The following is a 22625-nucleotide window of genomic DNA, read 5'->3' on the forward strand; positions in this document are numbered from 1 at the left end:
GCCGCCCCCGGGCCCGGGCCCGGGGAGCGTCTGACCCCGCGCGCACCACGACGCACGACGAGGGCCGCACCACCCGCGGGTGGTGCGGCCCTCGTGCGTCCGCGTCACGGCCCGTGCGGGCGGTCAGCCCTCGCGCAGCGCCGCCATCCACGCCTCGACCGCGTCGGGGTCGCGCGGCAGCGCGGCCGACAGGTTGACGTTGCCGTCGGCCGTCAGCAGCACGTCGTCCTCGATGCGCACGCCGATCCCGCGGTACTCCGCGGGCACCAGCAGGTCGTCGGACTTGAAGTACAGGCCCGGCTCGATCGTGAACACCATGCCGGGCTCCAGCACGCCGTCGAGGTACAGCTCGGCGCGCGCCTGCGCGCAGTCGTGCACGTCGAGGCCCAGGTGGTGGCTCGTGCCGTGCACCATCCACCGGCGGTGGTGCTGGTTGTCGGGGTCGAGCGACTCCTCGGCGCTCACCGGCAGCAGGCCCCACTCCTCGAGGCGCGCCGCGAGCACGCGCATCGCGGCGTCGTGCACGTCGCGGAACCGCGCCCCGGGCACGGCGGCCGCGAACCCGGCGTCGGCCGCGTCGAGCACGGCCTGGTAGACGCGGCGCTGCACGTCCGTGAACGTGCCGTCGACGGGCAGCGTGCGCGTCACGTCCGCCGTGTACAGCGAGTCGACCTCGACGCCCGCGTCGACCAGCACGAGCTCGCCCGCGCGCACCCGGCCGTCGTTGTCCGTCCAGTGCAGCGTCGTGGCGTGCTCGCCCGCGGCCGCGATCGTCGTGTAGCCGACGTCGTTGCCCTCCTCGCGCGCGTGCCCCAGGAACGTGCCCTCGATGACGCGCTCGCCGCGCCGGTGCGCGACCGCGCGCGGCAGCGACCGCACGACCTTCTCGAAGCCCGCGACCGTCGCGTCGACCGCGAGCTGCAGCTGCGCGACCTCGTACGCGTCCTTGAGCAGGCGCAGCTCGGACACCGCCTCGGTGAGCAGCGCGTCGGCCTCGCCGGTCGTCTCCTCGCCGCGGATCTGCGCGACGATCTCGTCGACGACCTCGTCGGCCTCCGGGACCACGAGCAGCTGCACGCCGCCGGCGCCGACGTCCTTGGCGAGCGCGTCGCGCAGGTCGTCGAGGTGCGCGGTCGCGACGCCCGTCACGGTCGCGATCTCGTCGAGCGTCGGGCGGGCGCCCACCCAGAACTCGCCGTACCGCGCGTCGGAGAAGAACTCCGGGGTGTCGCGCCCCGCGAGCGGGTTCATGTACAGCACCGCGTGGTGCGCGCTGCCGTCGTCGCCCGTGCCGTCGGCCACCGGGTGCAGCACCAGCACGGCGTCGGGCTCCTGCTCGGTGCCCAGGCCCGTGAGGTGCGCGAACGCGGCGTGCGGGCGGAAGCGGAAGTCGGTGTCGTTGGACCGCACCTTGAACCGGCCCGCGGGGACCACCAGGCGTCGGCCGGGGAACCGGGCCGACAGCGCGCTGCGGCGCGCCGCCGTGAAGTCCGCGACCTCGGCGCGCGCAGCCGTCGAGGCCGGGCGCTCGCCCCACCCCGACGTCACGAACTCGACGAACCGCCGCGACTGCGGGCGGTGGGAGCGGTTGGAGCCGCGCGACTCCAGCGGCTGCTCGTCCTGGGCGGGGGTCGGGGTCTCGGACGTGAGGTCGTCCGCACTCTCGGTGCTCACGCCCCCAGTCTGGCACCGCGGGCCGCACGACGGCCGTCCGGGGTCCCGGTCGCGACCGGCTAGCGTGTGCCGGTGCGCATCGACCTCCACACGCACTCGCGGGCGTCGGACGGCACGCAGACCCCCACCGAGCTCGTGACCGCCGCCCGCGACGCGGGCCTCGACGTCGTCGCCCTCACCGACCACGACACCACGGCCGGCTGGGACGAGGCGGCCGCCGCCGCTCCCGTCGCGGGCGTCGCCCTCGTGCGCGGCACCGAGGTGTCCGCACGCTCGCACGGCGTCAGCGTGCACCTGCTGTCCTACCTGCAGGACCCCGTGCACCCGGCGCTCGCGGACGAGCTCGCGCGCGCCCGCGACTCGCGCGTGCACCGCGCCCGCAGCATCGTCGAGCGGATGGCGCGCGACGTGCCGATCACGTGGCAGGACGTGCAGGAGCAGGCCCGCGACGCGGTCGTCGTCGGCCGCCCGCACATCGCCGACGCGCTCGTCGCGCTCGGCGTCGTCCCCGACCGCGACGCCGCGTTCGCGCACCTGCTCGCGTCGTCCGGGCCGTACCACGTCGACCACTACGCGCCCGACGCGCCCGCGGCCGTCGCCGCGATCCGCGCGTCCGGCGGCGTCCCCGTGTTCGCGCACCCCGCGGCCGACGCGCGCGGGCGCATCGTGCCCGACCGCGTGTTCGACGAGCTCGCCGAGGCCGGGCTCGCGGGGCTCGAGGTCTTCCACCGCGACCACTCGGCCGAGCAGCGCGAGCGGCTGCTGCGCCTCGCCGACCGGCTCGGGCTGCTCGTCACGGGGTCGAGCGACTACCACGGTGACGGCAAGGTCAACCGGCTGGGGGAGAATCTGACCCGGCCCGAGGTGCTGGACGAGATCGTCCGGCAGGGAACGACGGAGGTGGTGGCGGCGTGAGCGCCGTGCTCGACGTGCAGCTGTTCATCTCGGTGTTCGTCACCCTGTTCGTCATCATGGACCCCCCGGGGACCGTGCCGATCTTCCTCGCGCTCACCGGCTCGATGACGCGCCAGCAGAGGGCACGTGCCGCGCGCCAGGCGATCCTCGTCGCGTTCGGGGTCATCGTCGGCTTCGCGCTGTTCGGCCAGTCGCTGCTCAACTACCTGCACGTCTCGGTCGAGGCGCTGCAGGGTGCGGGCGGTCTGCTGCTTCTGCTCGTCGCGATGGAGCTGCTCACCGGCAAGATGGACTCCAACGAGGGGCTGGAGGCCACGCAGGGCAACGTCGCCCTCGTGCCGCTCGGCACGCCGCTGCTCGCGGGGCCCGGCGCGATCGTCGCGACCATGGTGTTCGTCCAGCAGGCCAGCGAGGCGACCGACTGGGTCGCCATCTCGATCGGCGTGGTCCTCGTGCACCTGTGCCTGTGGCTGTCGATGCGGTTCGCGAACGCGATCCACCGGGTGCTCAAGGACTCCGGGACGATGCTCGTCAGCCGCATCGCGGGTCTGCTGCTCGCCGCGATCGCGGTGCAGCTGCTCGCCGACGCCGTGCTGACGTTCGCACGCCAGGTCTGACGCGGGCGACCCGCCCGGGACGACGGAGGCCCTCCCACCGGGCGGTGGGAGGGCCTCCGTCACGTCGCGGGGGCGCCGGTCAGGACTCCGCAGGAGCCGCGGGCGCACCGGCACCCGACGCGCCGCCGCGCGAGCGACGACGGCGGCGACGACGCGGTGCGTCACCGGCCTCGCCGGTCGAGGTCGCCCCGGTCGACGCGGCACCGTCCGTCGCGGGGGCGCTCACGGCGGCCGGCGAACCGACGGGCTGCTCGGTGCGCGGCGCACCCTCGCCGCCCGAGCGGCCACGGCCGCCCCGGCTGCGGCGACGGCCCGCGCCCTCGGCGCGCTCGCCGTCGCCGTCCTGGCGCGGGGCGCGGTCACGGTCGCGCGCGGGCGCACCGTCCCGGCCGCCCTCGCGGCGGCCGCCGGACCGCTCCTCACGCGCGGGGCGGGCGCCGCCGCCGCGCTTGCCGGTCTCGCCGAGGTCCTCGAGCACCTCGGCGCCCAGGCCCGCGCGGGTCTGCTGCGCCTTCGGCAGCCGGCCCGTGACGCCCTGCGGGATGTCGAGGTCGGTGTGGATGTGGTCGGACGACGAGTACGTCTCGACCGGGTCGGGGATGCCCAGGCCCAGCGCCTTGTCGATGAGGCCCCAGCGCGGCAGGTCGTCCCAGTCGACGAACGTCACGGCCGTGCCCTTGTTGCCCGCGCGGCCCGTCCGGCCGGTGCGGTGCAGGTACGTCTTCTCGTCCTCGGGGCACTGGTAGTTGACGACGTGCGTGACGTCCTCGACGTCGATGCCGCGCGCCGCGACGTCGGTCGCGACCAGCACGTCGACCTTGCCGTGGCGGAACGCGCGCAGCGCCTGCTCGCGGGCGCCCTGCCCGAGGTCGCCGTGCAGCGCGCCCGCGGCGAACCCGCGGTCCACGAGCTCGTCGGCGACCTTGGCGGCCGTGCGCTTGGTGCGCGCGAACACGATGGTCAGGCCGCGGCCGTTGGCCTGCAGGATGCGGGCGAGCAGCTCGACCTTGTCGAGCGCGTGCGCGCGGTACGCGACCTGCTTGATGTTCTTGACCGTCGCGCCGTCGTCGTCCGGCGCCGAGGCGCGGATGTGCGTCGGCTGCGACATGTAGCGGCGTGCCATCGCGACGACCGCGCCCGGCATGGTGGCCGAGAACAGCATCGTGTGGCGGTTCGGCGGCGTGGCGGCGAGCAGCTTCTCGACGTCGGGCAGGAAGCCCAGGTCGAGCATCTCGTCGGCCTCGTCGAGCACGACCTCGGTCGCGTGCTTGAGTCGCAGGTGGCGCTGGTTCAGCAGGTCGATCATGCGGCCCGGCGTGCCGACGACCACGTCGGCGCCGCGCTGCAGCGCCTCGACCTGCGGCTCGTAGGCCCGCCCGCCGTACACCTGCACGATGCGGACCTTGCGGCCCGTCGAGGCCATCGCGAGGTCGCCCGCGACCTGCACGGCCAGCTCGCGCGTCGGCACGACGACGAGGGCCTGCGGCTCGCCCGGTGCGGCGAGCTGCTCGTAGCCCTCCTCGCCGGGGGCGATCACGCGGTGCAGCAGCGGCACGCCGAAGCCGAGGGTCTTGCCGGTGCCGGTCTTGGCCTGGCCGATGATGTCGTGGCCCGACAGCGCGACGGGCAGCGTCATGGCCTGGATCGGGAACGGCCGCTCGATGCCGGCCGCGGCGAGGGCCGCGACGATCTCGGGCCGGACGTCGAAGTCCGCGAAGGTCGCGTCGACGGCCTGCACCGAGGCGGCGCGGCGCGTGCCGGTCACCTGCGTGGGGACCGCGTCGGCGGCCGTGCGGTGCTGGTCGGTGGTGGCGTCGGCGGCGGGGGTGACGGCGGAGGCGTCGTCGAGCGGCGCCTGCGCGAGGGTCTGGTCGGTGCTCACGTGTGGCTCTTCACTGCCAGGGTGGCGGCTCACGTGCGGGCCCGGCGGACGGCGCGAGGTGCGCGTCCGGACCGGGCGGCGACGGGCGCCACGCGGGTCGGCCGGCAGCCGATCGTAGAAGTCGCCCCGCGCGGCGCACCCGGCCGGCACGCCCGGCCGGTGACCGGCGGGCGGCGGCGGTGCGCGTCGTGCGAGGTGTGGCCGGGCGTGTGCCGGACCGGGAACCGAGACGACCGGGCAACCGATGTACGGGTTGTACACGCCCAGCGTACCGGACCTGGGTCCCGGGGCGGGGGCGGACGGGCGGAGCGCGCCGTGGCGCGGCGCTACCATCGCCGGATGACCTCCAGCGCCGGCAACGACAGCGTCCTGCGGCCCGAGGGCCCCGCGGACGAGCGCTCCGCCAACCGCGGCAAGGACGTCGCGACGGCGCGCGCCGCCGACGTCGCCGACGCGATCGAGGTGCTCGGCCTGGTCGCGAGCCTGGAGCACCGCGCGTTCGCGCGGCTCGCGGCCGACAGCCAGGAGGCGCCGGGCCTGGCGCAGTCGCTCGTGCTCAGCAGGCTGGCCGCGCGGTGCACCGAGCGGCGGGACCGCGTGCTGGCCCGCATCGACGACCTCGGCGGCGACGGTGCGGCCGCGCTGGGCCGCTTCGCGGGGCTGCTGGACGACTTCGACGCCCGCACGCCCCCCACGTCGTGGGCCGAGCGGCTCCTCAAGGCGTACGTGGGCTACGGGGTCGCGGACGACTTCTGCCGCGTCGTCGCGCGCGGCCTGGACGACGAGTCCGCGCAGCTCGTCGCGCAGGTGCTGGACGACGCCGCGCACGGGGAGCTCGCGGTGCGCGAGCTGGACGAGGCCTGCGCGGGTGACGACGTGCTGTCGTCGCGGCTCGCGCTGTGGGGCCGGCGTCTCGTCGGCGAGGCGCTCGGCGTGGTGCAGCGGGCCGCCCAGCGCCCCGAGGTGGCGCGCGTGCTGAGCCGGGCGGGTGGCGACGCCGCGGCCGCGGGGACGCCCGAGCAGGTGCCCGCGACGGTGTTCAACGAGCTCACCGCCGAGCACACGCGGCGCATGGCGCGCCTGCACCTGACGGCCTGAGGCGCCGGGCCCGCCCGTGACCCGGCGCGAGGTGCCGGCGCCCGGGTGACCCCGGACGCCGGCGGTGCGTCAGATCGAGCCGAAGCCCACGCGCCCCTTGGTCTCGGCGCCGATCTCGACGAACCCGAGCGCGGCGGTCGGGACGATGAGCCGCCGTCCTCGCGTGTCCGTCAGCTCGATCGTCGGGGTCTTGTCGGTCAGCGCGGCCTGCACGGTCGCGGCGACCTCGTCCGCCGTCAGGTCGGACTCGAGCGTCAGCTCGCGCGCCAGGTGCTGCACGCCGATCGTGATCTCCACGGGCACTCCCTCGTCGACACGTTCGCCCGGCACTGCGGCGCCGGGCGGGTTCGTCGTCGATCCTAGGCGTCCTCGTACGGGTAGTCGGGGCGGACGAGCCCGGCGACCCCGCGCCACTGCAGGTCGGTGACGAGCTCCGCGACGCGGTGCGCGTCCTGGCCCGCGCCGTGGCGCTGCCAGTACGTGGCGGCGCCCTGCGCGCTCGCGACGAGGGCCGCGGCCAGCACGTCGGCGTCGGCCCGGTCGTGGCCCGTGACGCCCACCAGGACGTCGGCGATCCGGCGCGTGACGACGGCCGACGCGTGCTCGACGCGGCCGCGCACCTGCGCGTCGTGCGTCACGTCGGACTCGAACAGCAGGGTCGAGGCCTGGCCCGCGACCTGCACGAACGTCACGTACGCCGCGACGACCGCCGCGACGACCGCGCGACCCTCACCGCGTCCGAGCGGCCCGGCCGCGAGGGGTGCGACCGCGTGCTCGAGCGCGGCGAGCAGGCCCGCGCCCTGCTGGTCGACCACCGCGAGGTACAGGTCGAGCTTGGACGGGAAGTGCCGGTACAGGACGGGCTTGCTGACCTCGGCACGCTCCGCGATGTCGTCCATCGACACGTGGTGGAAGCCCTCGGTCGCGAACAGGTCGAGCGCGGTCGCGAGCAGCTGTGACCGGCGCTCGGCGCGCGCCATGCGCTGCCCGCGGGGGCGGTCCGCGGCTGCGTCGGGGGCGTCGGCCATCCGCACAGGGTAGCGACGGCAGGTGTCGGCGGGATGTCGGCGGACGTGCCGTGGACGGGCGCCGGCCCGGCCGGGGACGGGCACGGGGCCGGGTGCCGGCGCGGCACGCCCCGGCGGGCCGCGTGCGGGGAGTGTCGGTGGCCCGTGATGGGATCGGCGCGTGACGACGGCCCCGACGACCCGGCTGGTGGCCGCGCCCCTGGTCGCCCGCGAGGCGCTCGGCGAGCGCGCGCGGCCGGCGCTGGACGCGGCGCAGCAGGAGGTCGTCGAGCGGGTGGCGGCGGGCGGGACCCGTGCGCTGCTCGTGACCGGGGCGCCCGGGACCGGACGCACGACGGTCGCGCTCGAGGCCGCCGCCGCGGCGGTCGAGGCCGGCCTCGCGCCCGACGACGTGCTCGTGCTCGCGGCGAGCCGGCGCGCGGCCGCCGACCTGCGCGACCGGCTCGCGGTGCGCCTGGGCCGCACCGCCGGCCGGCCGCTCGTGCAGACCGCCGCGGCCGTCGCGTTCGCGGTGCTGCGGGCGCGCGCCGGTGCGCTGGGCGAGCCGCCGCCCGTGCTGGTGTCGGGGCCCGAGCAGGACCTCGCGCTGGCCGAGCTGCTCGCGGGGCACGCGGCGGGCGACGCCGCCGGGCCCGCGTGGCCCCCCGGGGTCCCCGAGGCCGCGCTCGGCACCCGGGCGTTCCGCGACGAGCTGCGCGACGTGCTCATGCGCGCCGCCGAGCGCGGCCTGCCCCCGGCCGCGCTCGCGGCGCTCGGGCGGCGCGAGGGCCGCCCGGCGTGGGTCGCGGCGGCCCGTGTCTACGAGGAGTACCTCGACGTCATGGCGCTCGCGGCCTCGACCCCCGACGCGGGCGAGCGGCTCGACCCCGCGGTCGTCGTCGACGCGGCCGTCGCCGCGCTGCGCCACTGGGACGACGACGTGCCGGGCGTGCCGTGCCCGAGCCGCCGACTGGTCGTCGTCGACGACCACCACGAGAGCACGGTGGCGACCGCACGCCTGCTGCGCGCGTTCGCCGAGCGCGGTGCGCGCCTGCTGCTGCTGGGCGACCCCGACGTCGCGGTGCAGACGTTCCGCGGCGCGCAGCCCGGTCTGGTCGCGCGCGCCGCCGCACCCGCGCCGGACGGGTTCGCGGCCGAGCACGTCGTCCTCGGCACGGTGTGGCGGCAGAGCGCGGCGCTGCGTGCCGTGACCGCGCGCGTCACCGAGCGCGTGCCGGCCGCCGGGACCGTCGCGCACCGCCGCGCCGTCGTCCCCGACGAGCGGGCCGCGGGTCCGGAGCCGCGCGTGGCGATCCTGCCGAGCGCGGCGCAGGAGGCGGCGTGGGTCGCGCACCGGCTGCGCCGGGCGCACCTGCGGGACGACGTGCCGTGGGACGAGATGGCGGTCGTCGCCCGCTCGGGTGCGCGCGCGACCGCGGTGCGGCGCGCGCTCGCGCAGGCCGGTGTGCCGGTGCGCGTCGTCGGCAGCGACGTGCCGCTGCGCGACGAGCCCGCGGTGCGGCCGCTGCTCGACGCGGTGCGGGTCGTGCTCGACCCGGCCACGCTCGACCCGGACGTCGCGGCGCGCCTGGCGTGCTCGCCCCTGGGCGGCCTCGACGCGGTCGGCCTGCGGCGTGTGCGACGCGCGCTGCGGGCCGAGGAGCTCGCGGGCGGCGGTGGGCGCTCCAGCGACGCGCTGCTCGTCGAGGTGCTGGCCGCCCCCGGCCGCGCGGCGACGCTCGAGCCGCACGTCGCGCGGCCCGTCGAGCGGCTCGCGGGGCTGCTGCAGGCCGGGCGCGACGCCGCCGCGGCACCCGGCGCGGACGTGCAGGCCGTGCTGTGGGCGGTGTGGGACCGGGCCGCCCTCGCCGAGCCGTGGCGACGCACGGCGCTCGCGGGCGGTGCCGCGGGGGAGCGAGCCGACCGTGACCTCGACGCCGTGCTCGCGCTGTTCCGTGCCGCGGAGACGTTCGTCGAGCGGATGCCGCAGGCCACGCCCGGCGCGTTCGTCGACTGGGTGCTCGCGCAGGACCTTCCGGCCGACTCGCTCGCGCCGGCGTCGCGGGCCGCCGGTGTGAGCGTGCTGACGCCCGCCGGGGCGGCGGGCGCGTCCTGGCAGGTCGTGGCCGTGGTGGGCGTGCAGGACGGCGCGTGGCCCGACCTGCGCCTGCGTGACTCGATGCTCGGCGCGCAGGCGCTCGCCGACGCGCTCGACGGGCGCGCGAGCGACGGCCCGGACGACGAGCGCGCCCGCGCGGCCCGGGCGGCCGTGCTGGCCGACGAGCTGCGCGCCTTCGCGCTCGCCTGCTCGCGTGCGCGCACGCACCTGCTGGTCACGGCCGTCGACGACCAGGACGCGACGCCGTCGCCGTTCGTCGACCTCGTGGAACCCGGCGGTGACGACGGCGCCCCCGACCCGCGGCGCACGAGCGCGCCCGCGCCGCTCGACCTGCGCGGGCTCGTCGCCCGGCTGCGCGCGACCCTCGAGCGTGCGGCCGCCGACGGACGCGACGACGAGGCCGCGGCCCGTACGCTCGCCCGGCTCGCGGCCCACGGCGTGCCCGGCGCGGACCCGGCGCAGTGGTTCGGGCTCGCGGACCCGTCGAGCGACGCGCCGCTGTGGCCCGAGGGCGTCAAGGTGCCCGTGTCGCCGTCGCGCCTCGAGACGGCCGAGCGGTGCGCGCTGCGCTGGGCGCTCGAGGCCGCGGGGGGCACGCCCGCGTCCTCGGCGCAGCAGTCGCTCGGCACACTCGTGCACGCGATCGCCCAGGAGCACCCCACGGCCGACCTGCCCACGCTGCGCGACGAGCTCGACCGACGCTGGCACGAGCTCGGGCTCGGCGAGGGCTGGCCGTCGGTCGCCGCGCGGCGCAAGGCGGACGCGATGCTCGTCCGCCTGGCCGCGTACCTGCGCGTGTCGGGCGAGCCGGTGCTGGTCGAGGGGGGGTTCTCCCTCGAGACCGAGCGTGCCGTGGTCCGGGGGTCGATCGACCGCGTCGAGCGCGCGGTCGCCGAGGGGGACGGGGCGCCGGGCGCCGTCGAGGTCGTCGACCTCAAGACCGGGTCGCGCGTGCCGAGCGTCGCGCAGGCGCAGGAGCACGCGCAGCTCGGCGCGTACCAGCTCGCGGTCGACTCCGGTGCGGTGCCCGGGCTCGAGCCGGGCACCCGCAGCGTCGCCGCGCGGCTCGTGCACCTCGCGCAGGGGTCGGGCGGTCCGACGCAGCGGCGGCAGGACGGTCTGGGACCCGAGGACGACGGCCCGAGCTGGGCGCGCACGCTCGTCGACGACGTCGCCGGGCGCATGGCCGCCGCGAGCTTCGAGGCGCGCGGCAACGAGCTGTGCGACCGCTGCCCCGTGCGGCGCTCGTGCCCGCTGCGCGGCGAGGGCGGGCAGGTGGTCGCGTGAGCACGTTGTCGGCGCTGCGCGTCGCGCAGCTCGTCGGGCAGCACCCGCCGACCGACGAGCAGCGTGCGGTCATCGAGGCGCCGCTGCGTCCCTCGCTCGTCGTCGCGGGGGCCGGGTCCGGCAAGACCGAGACCATGGCGGCGCGCGTCGTGTGGCTCGTCGGCAACGGGCTCGTCGCGCCCGAGCAGGTGCTCGGCCTGACGTTCACGCGCAAGGCGGCCGGCGAGCTGTCCGAGCGCGTGCGCCGGCGCCTGCGCGCGCTCGTGCGCGGCGCGGCCGCCGAGGGCGTCGCGCTGCCGGCCGGCGCCGCGGTGCTCGACGAGCTCGCGAGGCCGCACGTGTCGACCTACCACGCGTACGCGGCGTCGCTCGTGTCGGACCACGCGCTGCGCCTGGGCGTCGAGCCGGGTGCGCGGCTGCTCGGGGAGGCCGCGCAGTGGCAGCTGGCGTCGCAGGTCGTCGAGTCGTGGGCGGGCGACCTCGAGACGTCCGCCGCGACGTCCACGGTCGTCGACGCCGTGCTCGCGCTGTCGGGCGCGCTCGACGAGCACCTGATCGACCCGGCGCAGGCCCGCGCGGGGATCGAGGCCATCGTCGCCGACCTCGAGGGCACACCGGCGGGGGAGCCGCCCCGCGCGCCCTACGCGAGCGTGCGGGACCTCGTCGCGAGGCTGGGCGAGCGGTCCCGCGTGCTCGACCTCGTCGCCGACTACCGGGCGCGCAAGCGTGCGGCCGACACGCTGGACTTCGGCGACCAGGTGGCGCTCGCGGCCCGCATCGCGCGTGACGTGCCCGAGGTCGGTGCGGGGGAGCGCGAGCGGTACCGCGTCGTGCTGCTCGACGAGTACCAGGACACCTCGTTCGCGCAGCTCGTGCTGCTGCAGGCGCTGTTCTCGGGCGGGCACCCGGTCACCGCGGTCGGCGACCCCCACCAGTCGATCTACGGCTGGCGCGGCGCCAGCCCGGGTGGTCTCGCACGGTTCCCCGCGGCGTTCCCGGTGGTCGAGGACGACGGGTCGGGCCGCACCCGGCGTCGCCCCGCAGACGTCGCGCAGCTGTCGACGTCGTGGCGCAACGACACGGCGGTGCTCGACGCGGCGAACCACGTCGCGGCGCCGCTGCGGGCGGCGGGCGCGCGCGTGGACGTGCCGCGGCTCGCCGCGCGTCCCGGCGCCGGGACCGGCGCGGTGCAGGGCGTGGTCGCCGCGACCGTCGAAGAGGAGGCCGAGGCCGTCGCGGGGTGGCTGGCGACGCGCTGGCGGCCCGGCGACCACCCGGCGGGGCGCCGCACGGCGGCCGTGCTGTGCCGCAAGCGCTCGCAGTTCGAGCCGCTGCGACGCGCCCTGCGGGCGGCCGGTCTGCCGGTCGAGGTCGTGGGGCTGGGCGGTCTGCTCGCGACGCCCGAGGTCGTCGACCTCGTCGCCGTGCTGCAGGCCGCGCACGACCCGACCCGCGGCGACGCGGTGGTCCGGCTGCTGACCGGCGCGCGGACGCGCCTCGGCGCGTCCGACCTGCACGCGCTCGGCGACTGGGCGCGGCAGGGCGCGCGCACGGGCGCCCGCGTGGCGCAGGTCGACGGCGTCGAGGCCGACGTGGTCGACGAGCGGAGCCTGGTCGACGCGCTCGACGACCCGCCGCCCGCGGGCTGGCGCAGCCCGGCGGGCCGGTCGCTGACGCCCGAGGGGCGCCGCCGGCTCACGGACCTGGCCGGGGTGCTGCGGGCCGTGCGCGCGCAGCAGGGGCTCTCGCTGCCCGAGCTCGTCAACGAGGCCGAGCGGTTGTTCGGCCTCGACATCGAGGTGCAGGCCCGCGCCGACACGACGCCGGCCCGTGCCCGCGCGCACCTTGACGCGTTCGCCGACGTCGCGGCCGAGTTCGCGCGCGGCGCCGACCGGCCCACCCTCGGGGCGTTCCTCGCGTGGCTCGAGGCGGCCGACGCGCGCGAGGACGGCCTCGAGCTCCCCGTGACCGAGCCCGACCCGGACGCCGTGCAGGTCATGACCGTGCACGCGTCGAAGGGCCTGGAGTGGGACGCGGTCGCCGTCGCGGGGCTGGTCGACGGCGGGCTCCCCGCGACCCCGGTGCTCGGCAAGGACGGCCCCAAGGACTCCGCCTGGCTCACCGGGCTGGGCGTGCTGCCGTACCCGCTGCGCGGTGACGCCGACGACCTGCCGCGACTGGAGTGCGGCGGCGCCGGGTCGCCCAAGGAGCTCGCCGACCGGCTGGAGCGGTTCCGGCTCGACGCCGGCGACCACGAGGTCGCCGAGGAGCGTCGGCTGGCGTACGTCGCCGTGACGCGGGCGCGCCAGGACCTGCTGCTGTCGGCCGCCCGCTGGGGGGAGCCGAAGGCGCCGCGTCGCGTCTCGCCGTTCCTCACCGAGCTCGTCGAGGCCGGGCTCGTCGAGGTCGTGGCGTGGGCGGACGAGCCCGAGGCCGGCGCGGAGAACCCGCGTGCCGCACGCGTCGCCGTCGCGACCTGGCCCGCCGACCCGTTCGCCGTCGACGGCGCCGCTCCCCGCCGGGACGCGGTCGCCGCCGCGGCGGCCGCCGTGCGCGCGGCCGCCGCGCGTCTGCGGGCCGAGGACCCGGGGGTCGAGGACCCGGGGACGGACGGCGCACCGCGCGACGCCGGACCCGCTGCGGCGCGCGGCACGGAGGACTGGGACGCCCTGGCCGACCGGTTGCTCGCCGAGCAGGCCGCACGCCGGCGCGGTGACGCGCGGGTCGCGCTGCCCGCGCACCTGTCGGCGTCCTCGCTGGTGCGGCTGGACGCCCAGCCCGAGCAGTTCGCCCTCGGGCTGCGGCGTCCCGTCCCCCGCGAGCCCTCGCCGCAGGCGCGCCGCGGCACCGCGTTCCACGCGTGGGTCGAGGCCTGGTTCGGCCAGGCGACGCTGGTCGACGTCGACGACCTGCCGGGAGCCGACGACGACGTGCTGCCCGGCGACCCCGACCAGGCGGAGCTGCGGGCCGCGTTCCTGCGCACCCCGTGGGCGCACCGTGCACCCCTCGCTGTCGAGGTCGACGTCGAGACGACGATCGGCGGGTACGTGCTGCGCTCGCGCATCGACGCGGTCTTCGCCGACCCGGACCGGGCCGACGTGCCCGGCGCGGTGATGGTCGTCGACTGGAAGACGGGGTCGCCGCCGTCGGACCCGGCGCAGCGCGCGTCGCGTGCGCTGCAGCTCGCGGTGTACCGGATCGCGTGGGCGCGCTGGACCGGTGTCGACCCCGCGCTTGTCCGTGCCGCGTTCTGCTACGTCGGCGCGGGCGTCACCGTCGTGCCCGACGACCTGCCGGGGCCCGACGACGTCGCGCGGCTGCTCGCCGCCGCGGCGCCGTCCGGGGACGAGGTGCCGGCACAGCACGAGGCGCCGACCCGACGACACGGCGGTCGCCGGCGACCGGGCGGGACGGGGTCACGCTCGGCCGCCGGCCGCTAGGGCGGCACTCAGTGCGCAGTGCTCAGCGTTCGGTGCTCAGCGTTCGGTGCTCAGTGCGCGGCCGTGGCCTCGTCGGCGCGCGTGTGCTCGTCGAGGTCCTGCAGCATCAGCACGGCGTCGTCGACGACGTCCTGCTGGTGCGTGCGCACGCCGTGCAGCAGCCACCGCGCGAGCGCCAGCTCGCCGGCGAGCAGCGCGCGGTCGGACAGGTGCGGGTCCGTGAGCTCGGTGCGTCGCAGCAGGTAGGCCTCGAGGATCGCGTCGACCGCGTCCTGCGGGGCCGCGACCAGCAGCCACGACAGGTCGTCGGCCGGGTCGGCGACCATGGCCGAGCCCCAGTCGAGCACACCGGCGACCGTGCCGTCGGCGACCAGGACGTGGTCGGCGGACAGGTCGCCGTGCACGACCGTCGGCCGGAACCGCCACATCGCGACGTCCTCGAGCATCTCCTCCCAGCGTCGCAGCAGCGACGCCGGGACCAGGCCGGTGCGCGCCGCCTCGTCGACCTCCGCCTGGCGGCGCTCGCGGTACCCGGCCGCGTCGTAGACGGGCAGCCCCGCGTTCTCGACGACGGCGGTCGGCAGCTCGTGCACGGCCGCGAGCGCGCGCCCCACCTCGGCCGCGAGGCCGGGGCCGGGTCGCAGCGCCTCGAGCTGCAGCGGACGCCCGGGCACCTCGCGGTGCACGCACGCGCGGCCGCCCTCGGGCAGGTGCGCGAACCCGGCCGGGCGGGGCACGGCGAACGGCAGCCGGCCGTCGTCCGCGAACGGCCCGAGCGCGTCGAGCAGCGCGACCTCCGCCTCGAGGGCCGCGCCGGCGACGGCGTGCTGCGGGGCCCGCACGACCCAGCGCTGGCGCTGCGCGTCGATCACGACGGCCACGTCGAAGTCCTCACCCGACCGCGGGGGGCGGTGCACGTCGTACGCGTCGAGGCCGGGCAGGGCGACGGTCGCGAGGGCGGCGAGTGCGAGGGGCGAGCGTGTCACGTCCGTCAGGGTAGGACGCCGCGCGGCGTGTCCCGTGCGGCGCGTCCCCGCGTGTCGGCGCCCGGTTCGTCCGGGACGTCCGGCCCGCAGCACCCCGCGTGGTGCTCGCCGGACCCGTGGCGGGGGCGTCGCCGCAGGCGGCGTAGCGTGGCGGTCGTGACCCTGCGCGCCTTCGTCGACCTGCCGCTCTCCCGATCGTCCGTGGACCGCGCGGCGGAGCTGCGCGGCCGTCCGGGCGTGCTGGACGACGCTCTGGCGGACCCGTGCACGCGCGTGCTGGCCGTGCGTGACGGCGGGCTGCTGACGGTGGACGACGCGCGCGTGCGCTGGCTCGACCCCGCCGGCGCGCGGGCCCTGCTCGCGGCGCGCACGGTCGACGACGACCGGACCGACGACGACCGGACCGGCGGCGAGCCGGGCGTCGCCGACCCGGACCCCGACGACGCGTGGCTGCTGCTCGGCGCCGAGGACGACGGCGCGCGCGTCCTCGCCGTGCGGCTGCCGGACGCGCACCCCCTGCCCTCGGGCGGCGAGCCGGCGGACGTGCTCGTCCACCTGCCCGACGGCCCGGTCGCGCGCTCGGGCTGGCGTCCGCTGCGGGCGGTCGGCGCGTCGCTCGACGCGCACGACGCGGGGCTGGCGACGACCGCGGTCGCGCTCGACGCCTGGCACGACCGCCACCCGCGCTGCCCGCGGTGCGGCGCACGGACGCGCACGGCGCAGGCCGGGTGGTCGCGCGTCTGCGACGTCGACGGCTCGGAGCACTACCCGCGCACCGACCCCGCGGTGATCATGGCGGTCGTCGACGACGCCGACCGTCTGCTGCTCGGCCACGCTGCCGCGTGGCCGCAGGGTCGCTGGTCGACGCTCGCGGGGTTCGTCGAGGCGGGCGAGTCCGCCGAGCAGGCCGTGCGGCGCGAGACCCGCGAGGAGACGGGCGTGGTCGTCGGCGACGTCGAGTACGCGGGCAGCCAGCCGTGGCCGTTCCCGGCCTCGCTGATGCTCGGCTTCCGCGGGCGTGCGACGACGACCGACGTCCGGCCCGACGGCGTGGAGATGGCGGACGCGCGGTGGTTCTCCCGCGCCGACCTCGCCGCCGCCGTGGCGGTCGGCGAGGTCGTGCTGCCGGGGGACACCTCGATCGCGCGCGCGCTGATCGAGCAGTGGTTCGGGGAGCCGCTGCCCGGGTGACGGCGCGTCCCTCGGGACCGGTGGAGGGCTCCTCAGAGGCCCAGGCGCTCGCGGACCTGCGCCAACGACGGGTTGGTCGCGGCCGACCCGTCGGGGAACACGATCGTCGGGACGGTCTGGTTGCCGCCGTTGACGGACTCGACGAACTGCGCGGCGTCGGGCGTCTGCTCGATGTCGACGACGTCGTAGGCGATGCCCGCGGAGTCGAGCTGCGTGCGCAGGCGGTGGCAGTACCCGCACCAGGTGGTGGAGTACATCGTCACGGTGCCGGGTGCCGGGGTGCTGGTCGTCATGGTTCCTCGCAGGTGCCTACGGTGCCGACGGCGGTGCTGCGCCGTCGTCCTCCGATCCTCGCACGCGCGGTGACGGAGGTGTCGGTGGTGGCTGGGAGACTGGTCCACGATGTCCGCCGATTCCCTCCTCGACGCGCTCGACCCCGAGCAGCGTGCCGTCGCCACCGCCCTGACGGGGCCCGTCTGCGTGCTCGCGGGCGCGGGCACCGGTAAGACCCGTGCGATCACGCACCGCATCGCCTACGGCGTGCGCACGGGGGTCTACCGTCCGGCGTCGGTGCTGGCCGTGACGTTCACGGCGCGCGCGGCGGGGGAGATGCGCGTGCGCCTGCGCGACCTGGGGGCGAGCGGCGTGCAGGCGCGCACGTTCCACGCCGCGGCGCTGCGTCAGCTCGGGCACTTCTGGCCCAAGGTCGTGGGCGGTGCACCGCCGCGCCTCGTCGAGCAGAAGGCCACGCTGATCGCCGAGGCGGGGCGCCGGGTGGGGGTCGGCGTCGACCGTGTCGCGGTGCGCGACCTGTCGTCCGAGATCGAGTGGGCCAAGGTCTCGCTCGTCACGGCCGAGGACTACGAGCGGGCCGCCGCGGCCGCCCGGCGTCCCACGCCCGCGGGCCACGACGCGCAGGTGATCGCACGGCTGATGACGGCGTACGAGGACGTGAAGACCGAGCGCGGCGTCATCGACTTCGAGGACGTGCTGCTGCTGCTCGCGGCCATGCTCGCGCAGCGCGGCGAGGTCGCCGAGGAGGTGCGCGCGCAGTACCGGCACTTCGTGGTCGACGAGTACCAGGACGTCAGCCCGCTGCAGCAGTACCTGCTCGACCAGTGGCTCGGCGGCCGGCACGACCTCTGCGTGGTCGGCGACCCCAGCCAGACCATCTACTCGTTCGCGGGTGCGACGCCGCACCACCTGCTGACGTTCGGTCGGCACCACCCCGGCGCGCAGGTCGTGCGCCTGGTCCGGGACTACCGCTCGACGCCGCAGGTCGTGGACCTCGCCAACCGCGTCCTCACCGCGACGCGCCGCCCGTCGGACCCCGTGCCGCTGCACCTCGTCGCGCAGCAGCCCGACGGCCCGCCCGTGCGCTTCACGGCGTACGACGACGACGAGGCGGAGGCCGCTGGCGTCGCGGCGCGTGCCGCCCGCCTGATCGCGTCGGGCGTGCAGGCCAGCGAGATCGCGGTGCTCTACCGCACCAACGTGCAGTCCGAGGTGGTCGAGCAGGCGCTCGCGGCGGCGGGCGTCGGGTACCAGGTGCGCGGCGGCGAGCGGTTCTTCTCTCGCCGCGACGTGCGCGACGCTCTCGTGCTGCTGCGCGGCGGCGCCCGCTCGGCGGACCCGGAGGTGCCGCTCGGCCAGACCGTGCGCGACATCCTCACGTCGGTCGGCTGGGCCGCGCAGGCGCCCGCGGCGCGCGGCGCCGCGCGGGAGCGGTGGGACGCGATGCAGGCGCTCGTGGGGCTCGCGGACGACCTCGTCGCGGCGCGCGGCGACGTCCGGCTCACCGACCTGGTCGCCGAGCTCGACGACCGCGCCGCCTCCCAGCTCGCGCCGACGGTCGACGGCGTGACGCTCGCGTCGCTGCACGCCGCCAAGGGCCTGGAGTGGGACGCGGTCTTCCTCGTGGGGCTGTCGGACGGGCTGCTGCCGATCTCGCTCGCGCAGACCGAAGCCGCCGTCTCGGAGGAACGTCGGCTGCTGTACGTCGGCGTGACACGCGCGCGCACGCACCTCGAGGTGTCGTACGCGGCGTCGCGCACGCCGGGCTCGCGAGCGACGCGCAGCCGGTCGCGGTTCCTCGCCGGGCTGTGGCCCGGTGACCGCGTGCGTCTCGGCGCGCGGCGCACGACCGCGGTCGCCGACCCGGAGGTGCTCGAGCGGCTGCGCGGCTGGCGTGCACGCGTCGCGGACGAGCGCGGCGTCGCGGCGTTCCGCGTGCTGCCGGACGTCGCGCTCGAGGCCGTCGCGGCGGCGATGCCGGCAACCCCGGCGGACCTGAGGCACGTGCAGGGCCTGGGCGCCACGCGGCTGCGCGAGTACGGCGAGGAGCTGCTGCGCGTCGTGGCGGACGAGGACGATCCGGACGCCGCGAAAACTGCTCGGACGAAGTTGCGGTAATTCGCTTGTGACGTCTCGACGGGCCGCCCTAGTGTGGTCACGTCCTTGTTCGCGGGGTGCTGCTGAAGAAGCGGGACCCCTCCCCAGAGAGGAGGTGGGTGCACTGATGGAGACCACGACGATCGTGATGTCGGCGACGCAGCACGCGTTCGCACGGACCCTTGCGCCCACTTTCGGCTACCAGGGGACCGCTCTGCCCATCGTCGGGCAGGGCTTCCGTCCGCGTTCCGCGACGCCCCGCACCGATCTTCGACACAGGACCCCGTAGCAGCAGCCACGCACGGCATGCAGGCCGCGGAGTCCGAACCCCTTCGGATCCGCGGCCTTTCTCTTGTCCTCCGGCAGTCGCCGGGGGTGAGCGGCCCCGTATCCGGTTCCCCAGCTCACCCCCGCAAGGACACCAGGAGGACATCGTGCGGCTCACGACGCTGCTCGACACCGTGAACCAGGGCGGATCCGGCCCCTGGCCCACCGGCAGCACCGCGACGACCGATGCGCAGTTCGACCAGATGGTCGCCGAGCTCATCCCGTGCCGCTCGGGCGACCCCGAGCTCTGGTTCGCCGAGCGTCAGACCGACGTGGAGCGTGCCAAGGCGCTGTGCCGCGAGTGCCCGCTCATCGAGGGCTGCCTGGCCGGCGCCGTCGAGCGGGCCGAGCCGTGGGGCGTCTGGGGCGGTCAGGTCTTCGTCGGTGGTGTGGTCGTCCCGACCAAGCGTGGCCGCGGCCGGCCCCGCAAGGACGCCACCGCCGCCTGAGGCCGACCGGTCACCGACGTGCCCGCCCACGGCACCCACCACCACCCGCCCATGACGCCGGGTCGCGCGAGGTCACGCCTCGCGCGGCCCGGCGTCCGTCGTCCCCGGGGGTGACGTGCAGCCGCACGCGGCGTGCGTCGACCACCGGCGCTCCCGCGCGACCAGGTCCGGCAGCGTGAGCTCGACGGTCGCCCCGCACAGCGTGGGGACCTGCCCCGCGAGCAGCATGAGGACCTGCGCCGCGGCGAGCGCGGCGGCCGCCCCGGCGAGCACACCGACCTCGCCGTCGACGCCGGGACGGGCGGCGGTCAGCGACCGCAGGACGGTCGGCCACGCGGGATCGAGGTCGGTGCGGTGCAGGTCGAGGCACCGCAGGCAGGGGTCGACGCCGGGGCGGACCACCGGGCCGACCACGGCGTCCGCGGCGCGCAGCACGACCCAGACGTGCGCGACGTCCCGCGTCATGAGCAGCATCGAGCGCGCCGGGTCCGCCGCCTCGTGCTCGACGACCACGACGACGTCCGGCTCGACGTCGCCGTCGATGCGCGCCCCCGGGGCCGCGTCGCGCAGCACGCGCGCCGCCGCGACGGCGCGCGGCGCGCCCACGTCGGACCACCGGTGGGCCCCGGCGACGTCGGCGGACCGGACCGCCCGGTCGTCGTCGAGCAGGAGCGTCCCGACGCCGGCGACCGCGAGGTGACGCGCGACCGCCAGGCCGGTCGGTCCCAGACCGACGACCCCGACGGCGGCACCGGCGCGCCCCGCGACGACGGCGTCGCCCGCGCCGTCCGCGGACAGCAGCGACCAGGCGACCGTCTCGGCCTCCGCGGGCCCACCCGTGCGGACGCCCGGTGCGGGGGCGGGCCGGGTGAGGCCGGCGTCACGCAGCGCGTCGACGGTCGTGGCGACCGACGCGGCGTCCGCGCCCTGCGACGCGGCCCGGTCGGCCAGGCCGACCAGGTCGGTGGTGCCGTCCACCGCCGACCACAGCGCCACCTCGGCCGGCGGCAGGTCGACGAGCCGCACGGCCCAGCGGGGGTCGGTGCCGATCTGGACCTCGTCGTCGGCGCGGGGCAGCACGCGCAGGCCCGGGCGCAGCTGCAGCGGCGGTCGGCTCATGCGCGACACCCTGGCACCGGGACGCCGGACGCGTCGGGCGTCGTCCACAGGGACCGTGACCGGCACCGAGTCCCGGGTGGCCGGGCCGGGACGCGACGAGGGCACCGTCGCCGTGGCGACGGTGCCCTCGTGCCGCGGTCGTCGCGGCCGGTGCGCGGGGCGTCAGGCCTTGCCGAGGATCCGGTTCAGCTTGGTGCCGCAGACGGGGCACGTGGCCTTGGCCATGCGACGCCCCGACTCGGAGACGACGACCTCGCCCTCGGTCTCGCGCTTCTCCTTGCACTTGACGCAGTAGAACTCGCCCGCCCAGGTGTCGGCCATGTGGTCCCTCCTCGTGCTCGTCACCGGGCGGTGGCATCGCGCCCGGGGCAGGGACCGTGATCGGCCGCCGTGCGGTCACACAGTAGTGCGCGACCCGCCGTCGCAGGGCCCGCCGCGGGGTGCGGCGCGCACCGACCCGCGGGTGAAGCGGGGAGTCTGCCCCGCGCGCGGGGTCCGGCACGCTAGCGTGCGAGGGTGCCGACATCGCGCGAGGCGACGCCGCGCGCACGGGCGCGCCGCGACGGCCTGCCCCCGGCCGGTCCCGCGGACGTCCCCGCGCCCGTGGTCGAGGTGCGGCGGTCACGACGGCGCGCGCGGACGGTGAGCGCGTGGCGCGAGGACGGCCGCACGATCGTCGCGATCCCGGCCCGGTTCACGCGCGCGCAGGAGCGCGAGTGGGTCACGCGCATGGTCGAGCGGCTCGCGGCGCAGGAGCGTCGTCGGCGCCCGTCCGACGCGCAGCTCGCGGCCCGCGCCACCGAGCTCTCCCGCCGCTACCTGGGCGGCCGCGCCGTGCCGACGAGCGTGCGGTGGTCCACCAACCAGGGTCGGCGCTGGGGCTCCTGCACCCCGTCCGAGGGCACGATCCGCATCTCGGACCGGGTCCGCGGCATGCCGCGCTGGGTCCTGGACTACGTGCTGCTGCACGAGCTGACCCACCTGCTGCAGCCGGGGCACGGCGAGGCGTTCTGGGCCGAGCTCGAGGCGTACCCGCACACGCAGCGGGCGCGCGGGTTCCTCGAGGGCTGCGCGTTCGCGCGCGACGGCGACGACGCCGCACGCGAGGAGGACGAGGAGCCGCCGCCCGACGACGGGCCGCTCGGCGAGCGCGCGGACGACGCGTCCGACGCCTGACGACCGGCGTCGGCAGGTGTCGGACGTGCGGGGTCAGTCGGCAGGACGCTCCGGCGTGCTGCCTCCGGACGAGTCGTCGGACGTGCCGTCGGACGTGCCCTCGGCGTCACCGAGGATCTGCGCGAGCGCCCGGTCGAGGTCCGCCGACTCGTCGACCGCTGCCTGCCGGCGCGTGTCGTAGCCGGCGGGGTCGTCGAGGTCCTCGGGCGAGGGGACGAGGTCGGGGTGCTCCCAGGCGGCATCCCGGCCCTCGACGCCGCGCGTCGCGGTGAGGTGCGCCCAGACCGTCGCGGCGTCGCGCAGCCGGCGCGGCCGCAGCTCGAGCCCGACGAGGCTCGCGAACGCCTGCTCGGCCGGTCCGCCTGCGGCGCGGCGACGGCGGACCATCTCGCGCAGCGGAACGGTGTGCGGGAGGTGGGGCGTCGCGGCCGCCGTCGCGACCTCGTCGACCCAGCCCTCGACCAGTGCGAGCGCGTGCTCCAGGCGCGCCAGCGCCGCCTGCTGGGCGGGCGTGGTCTGCGGGGCGAACACGCCTCCGGACAGCGCGGCCTGCAGCGCGCTGGGGTCGGTCGGGTCGATCGACCGCACGGCGTCCTCGAGCTGCTCGACGTCGATCGTGATGCCGCGCGCGTACTCCGCCACAGCGTCCAGCAGGTGTGCGCGCAGCCACGGCACGTGCGCGAAGAGGCGGCTCGCCGCGGCCTCGCGCAGCGCGAGGTACAGGCGGACCTCCTCGACCGGTGCGTCGAGCCCGTCGGCGAACGCGTCGACGTTGGCCGCGACCAGCGCGGGCGCCGGGCTCTCGAGCAGCGGCAGACCGATGTCGGTCGTGCCGAACGCCTCGCGGGCCAGCGTCCCCGCCGCCTGGCCGACCTGCAGGCCGAAGACCGCCGAGCCGATGCCGCGCAGCAGCTGCGACGGGTCGGTCCCGCCGCCCGGCAGCCCCC

General features: G+C 77.2%; 18 protein-coding genes. 9 read left to right on the forward strand and 9 right to left on the reverse strand.

Annotated elements, in window-relative coordinates; genetic code table 11:
• Positions 1–123: 123 nt before the first annotated feature.
• A complete protein-coding gene (locus ATM99_RS01515; RefSeq protein WP_062101193.1) occupies positions 124–1674 on the reverse strand; it encodes an aminopeptidase P N-terminal domain-containing protein in 1551 nt (516 codons plus the stop codon).
• Positions 1675–1746: 72 nt separating this feature from the next.
• Between ATM99_RS01515 and ATM99_RS01520 the strand changes: the two genes are divergently transcribed.
• Together ATM99_RS01520 and ATM99_RS01525 are read left to right on the forward strand one after the other, a co-directional pair.
• Positions 1747–2589, forward strand: coding sequence for a PHP domain-containing protein (locus ATM99_RS01520; RefSeq protein ID WP_062101204.1), 843 nt, complete (start codon positions 1747–1749; stop codon positions 2587–2589).
• On the forward strand, positions 2586–3206 hold the full coding sequence (locus ATM99_RS01525) for a MarC family protein (protein WP_062101194.1): 621 nt from the start codon (positions 2586–2588) through the stop codon (positions 3204–3206). Before ATM99_RS01520 ends, ATM99_RS01525 begins: the two co-directional genes overlap by 4 nt.
• Positions 3207–3285: 79 nt before the next feature.
• Here the strand turns inward: ATM99_RS01525 and ATM99_RS01530 are convergent, their stop codons facing one another.
• A complete protein-coding gene (locus ATM99_RS01530; protein WP_062101195.1) occupies positions 3286–5088 on the reverse strand; it encodes a DEAD/DEAH box helicase in 1803 nt (600 codons plus the stop codon).
• 339 nt (positions 5089–5427) lie between these two features.
• Between ATM99_RS01530 and ATM99_RS01535 the strand changes: the two genes are divergently transcribed.
• Positions 5428–6186, forward strand: coding sequence for a ferritin-like fold-containing protein (locus ATM99_RS01535; RefSeq protein WP_062101196.1), 759 nt, complete (start codon positions 5428–5430; stop codon positions 6184–6186).
• A 69-nt stretch (positions 6187–6255) separates the two neighbouring features.
• Here ATM99_RS01535 and ATM99_RS01540 read toward each other — a convergent pair whose 3' ends face one another.
• Both ATM99_RS01540 and ATM99_RS01545 read right to left on the reverse strand, forming a co-directional pair.
• Positions 6256–6483, reverse strand: a complete 228-nt coding sequence (locus tag ATM99_RS01540; RefSeq protein ID WP_062101205.1) for a DUF3107 domain-containing protein — start codon at positions 6481–6483, stop codon at positions 6256–6258.
• A gap of 62 nt (positions 6484–6545) precedes the next feature.
• Complete coding sequence (locus ATM99_RS01545) at positions 6546–7214, reverse strand: TetR/AcrR family transcriptional regulator (protein ID WP_062101197.1); 669 nt, start codon at positions 7212–7214, stop codon at positions 6546–6548.
• Positions 7215–7374: 160 nt separating this feature from the next.
• Between ATM99_RS01545 and ATM99_RS01550 the strand changes: the two genes are divergently transcribed.
• Both ATM99_RS01550 and ATM99_RS01555 read left to right on the forward strand, forming a co-directional pair.
• A complete protein-coding gene (locus tag ATM99_RS01550; protein WP_062101198.1) occupies positions 7375–10599 on the forward strand; it encodes a UrvD/REP family ATP-dependent DNA helicase in 3225 nt (1074 codons plus the stop codon).
• Complete coding sequence (locus ATM99_RS01555) at positions 10596–14039, forward strand: ATP-dependent helicase (protein WP_082659122.1); 3444 nt, start codon at positions 10596–10598, stop codon at positions 14037–14039. The genes ATM99_RS01550 and ATM99_RS01555 overlap by 4 nt, the downstream gene beginning before the upstream one ends.
• A gap of 50 nt (positions 14040–14089) precedes the next feature.
• Here ATM99_RS01555 and ATM99_RS01560 read toward each other — a convergent pair whose 3' ends face one another.
• Positions 14090–15025 (reverse strand): phosphotransferase, encoded by a 936-nt coding sequence (locus ATM99_RS01560; RefSeq protein ID WP_062101199.1) that lies wholly within the window; start codon positions 15023–15025, stop codon positions 14090–14092.
• Between the two features lie 156 nt (positions 15026–15181).
• Here ATM99_RS01560 and nudC point away from each other — a divergent pair, with 156 nt between their 5' ends.
• Positions 15182–16216 (forward strand): NAD(+) diphosphatase, encoded by a 1035-nt coding sequence (gene nudC / locus ATM99_RS01565; RefSeq protein WP_190278742.1) that lies wholly within the window; start codon positions 15182–15184, stop codon positions 16214–16216.
• 32 nt (positions 16217–16248) lie between these two features.
• Here the strand turns inward: nudC and ATM99_RS01570 are convergent, their stop codons facing one another.
• On the reverse strand, positions 16249–16509 hold the full coding sequence (locus tag ATM99_RS01570) for a mycoredoxin (protein WP_062101200.1): 261 nt from the start codon (positions 16507–16509) through the stop codon (positions 16249–16251).
• Between the two features lie 109 nt (positions 16510–16618).
• On the opposite strand from ATM99_RS01570, the gene ATM99_RS01575 reads away from it, so the two are divergent.
• Positions 16619–18628 carry an ATP-dependent helicase gene (locus ATM99_RS01575; protein WP_062101201.1) on the forward strand — a complete coding sequence of 670 codons (2010 nt, stop codon included), beginning with the start codon at positions 16619–16621 and terminating at the stop codon, positions 18626–18628.
• 413 nt (positions 18629–19041) lie between these two features.
• Positions 19042–19383 (forward strand): WhiB family transcriptional regulator, encoded by a 342-nt coding sequence (locus ATM99_RS01580; protein WP_062101202.1) that lies wholly within the window; start codon positions 19042–19044, stop codon positions 19381–19383.
• Positions 19384–19455: 72 nt separating this feature from the next.
• On the opposite strand, the gene ATM99_RS01585 is transcribed toward ATM99_RS01580, so the two are convergent.
• Both ATM99_RS01585 and ATM99_RS19140 read right to left on the reverse strand, forming a co-directional pair.
• Positions 19456–20502 (reverse strand): ThiF family adenylyltransferase, encoded by a 1047-nt coding sequence (locus ATM99_RS01585; RefSeq protein WP_150118058.1) that lies wholly within the window; start codon positions 20500–20502, stop codon positions 19456–19458.
• 162 nt (positions 20503–20664) lie between these two features.
• Positions 20665–20823: a DUF5679 domain-containing protein gene (locus ATM99_RS19140; protein WP_087509199.1), complete on the reverse strand. Its 159-nt coding sequence runs from the start codon at positions 20821–20823 to the stop codon at positions 20665–20667.
• A 246-nt stretch (positions 20824–21069) separates the two neighbouring features.
• Between ATM99_RS19140 and ATM99_RS01590 the strand changes: the two genes are divergently transcribed.
• Positions 21070–21678 carry a M48 family metallopeptidase gene (locus tag ATM99_RS01590; protein ID WP_062101207.1) on the forward strand — a complete coding sequence of 203 codons (609 nt, stop codon included), beginning with the start codon at positions 21070–21072 and terminating at the stop codon, positions 21676–21678.
• A 33-nt stretch (positions 21679–21711) separates the two neighbouring features.
• Here the strand turns inward: ATM99_RS01590 and ATM99_RS01595 are convergent.
• The coding region (locus ATM99_RS01595) for a zinc-dependent metalloprotease (protein ID WP_150118059.1) at positions 21712–22625 on the reverse strand (914 nt) is incomplete at its 5' end.

This window comes from Cellulomonas sp. B6 (assembly GCF_001462455.1).
GTDB lineage: Bacteria > Actinomycetota > Actinomycetes > Actinomycetales > Cellulomonadaceae > Cellulomonas.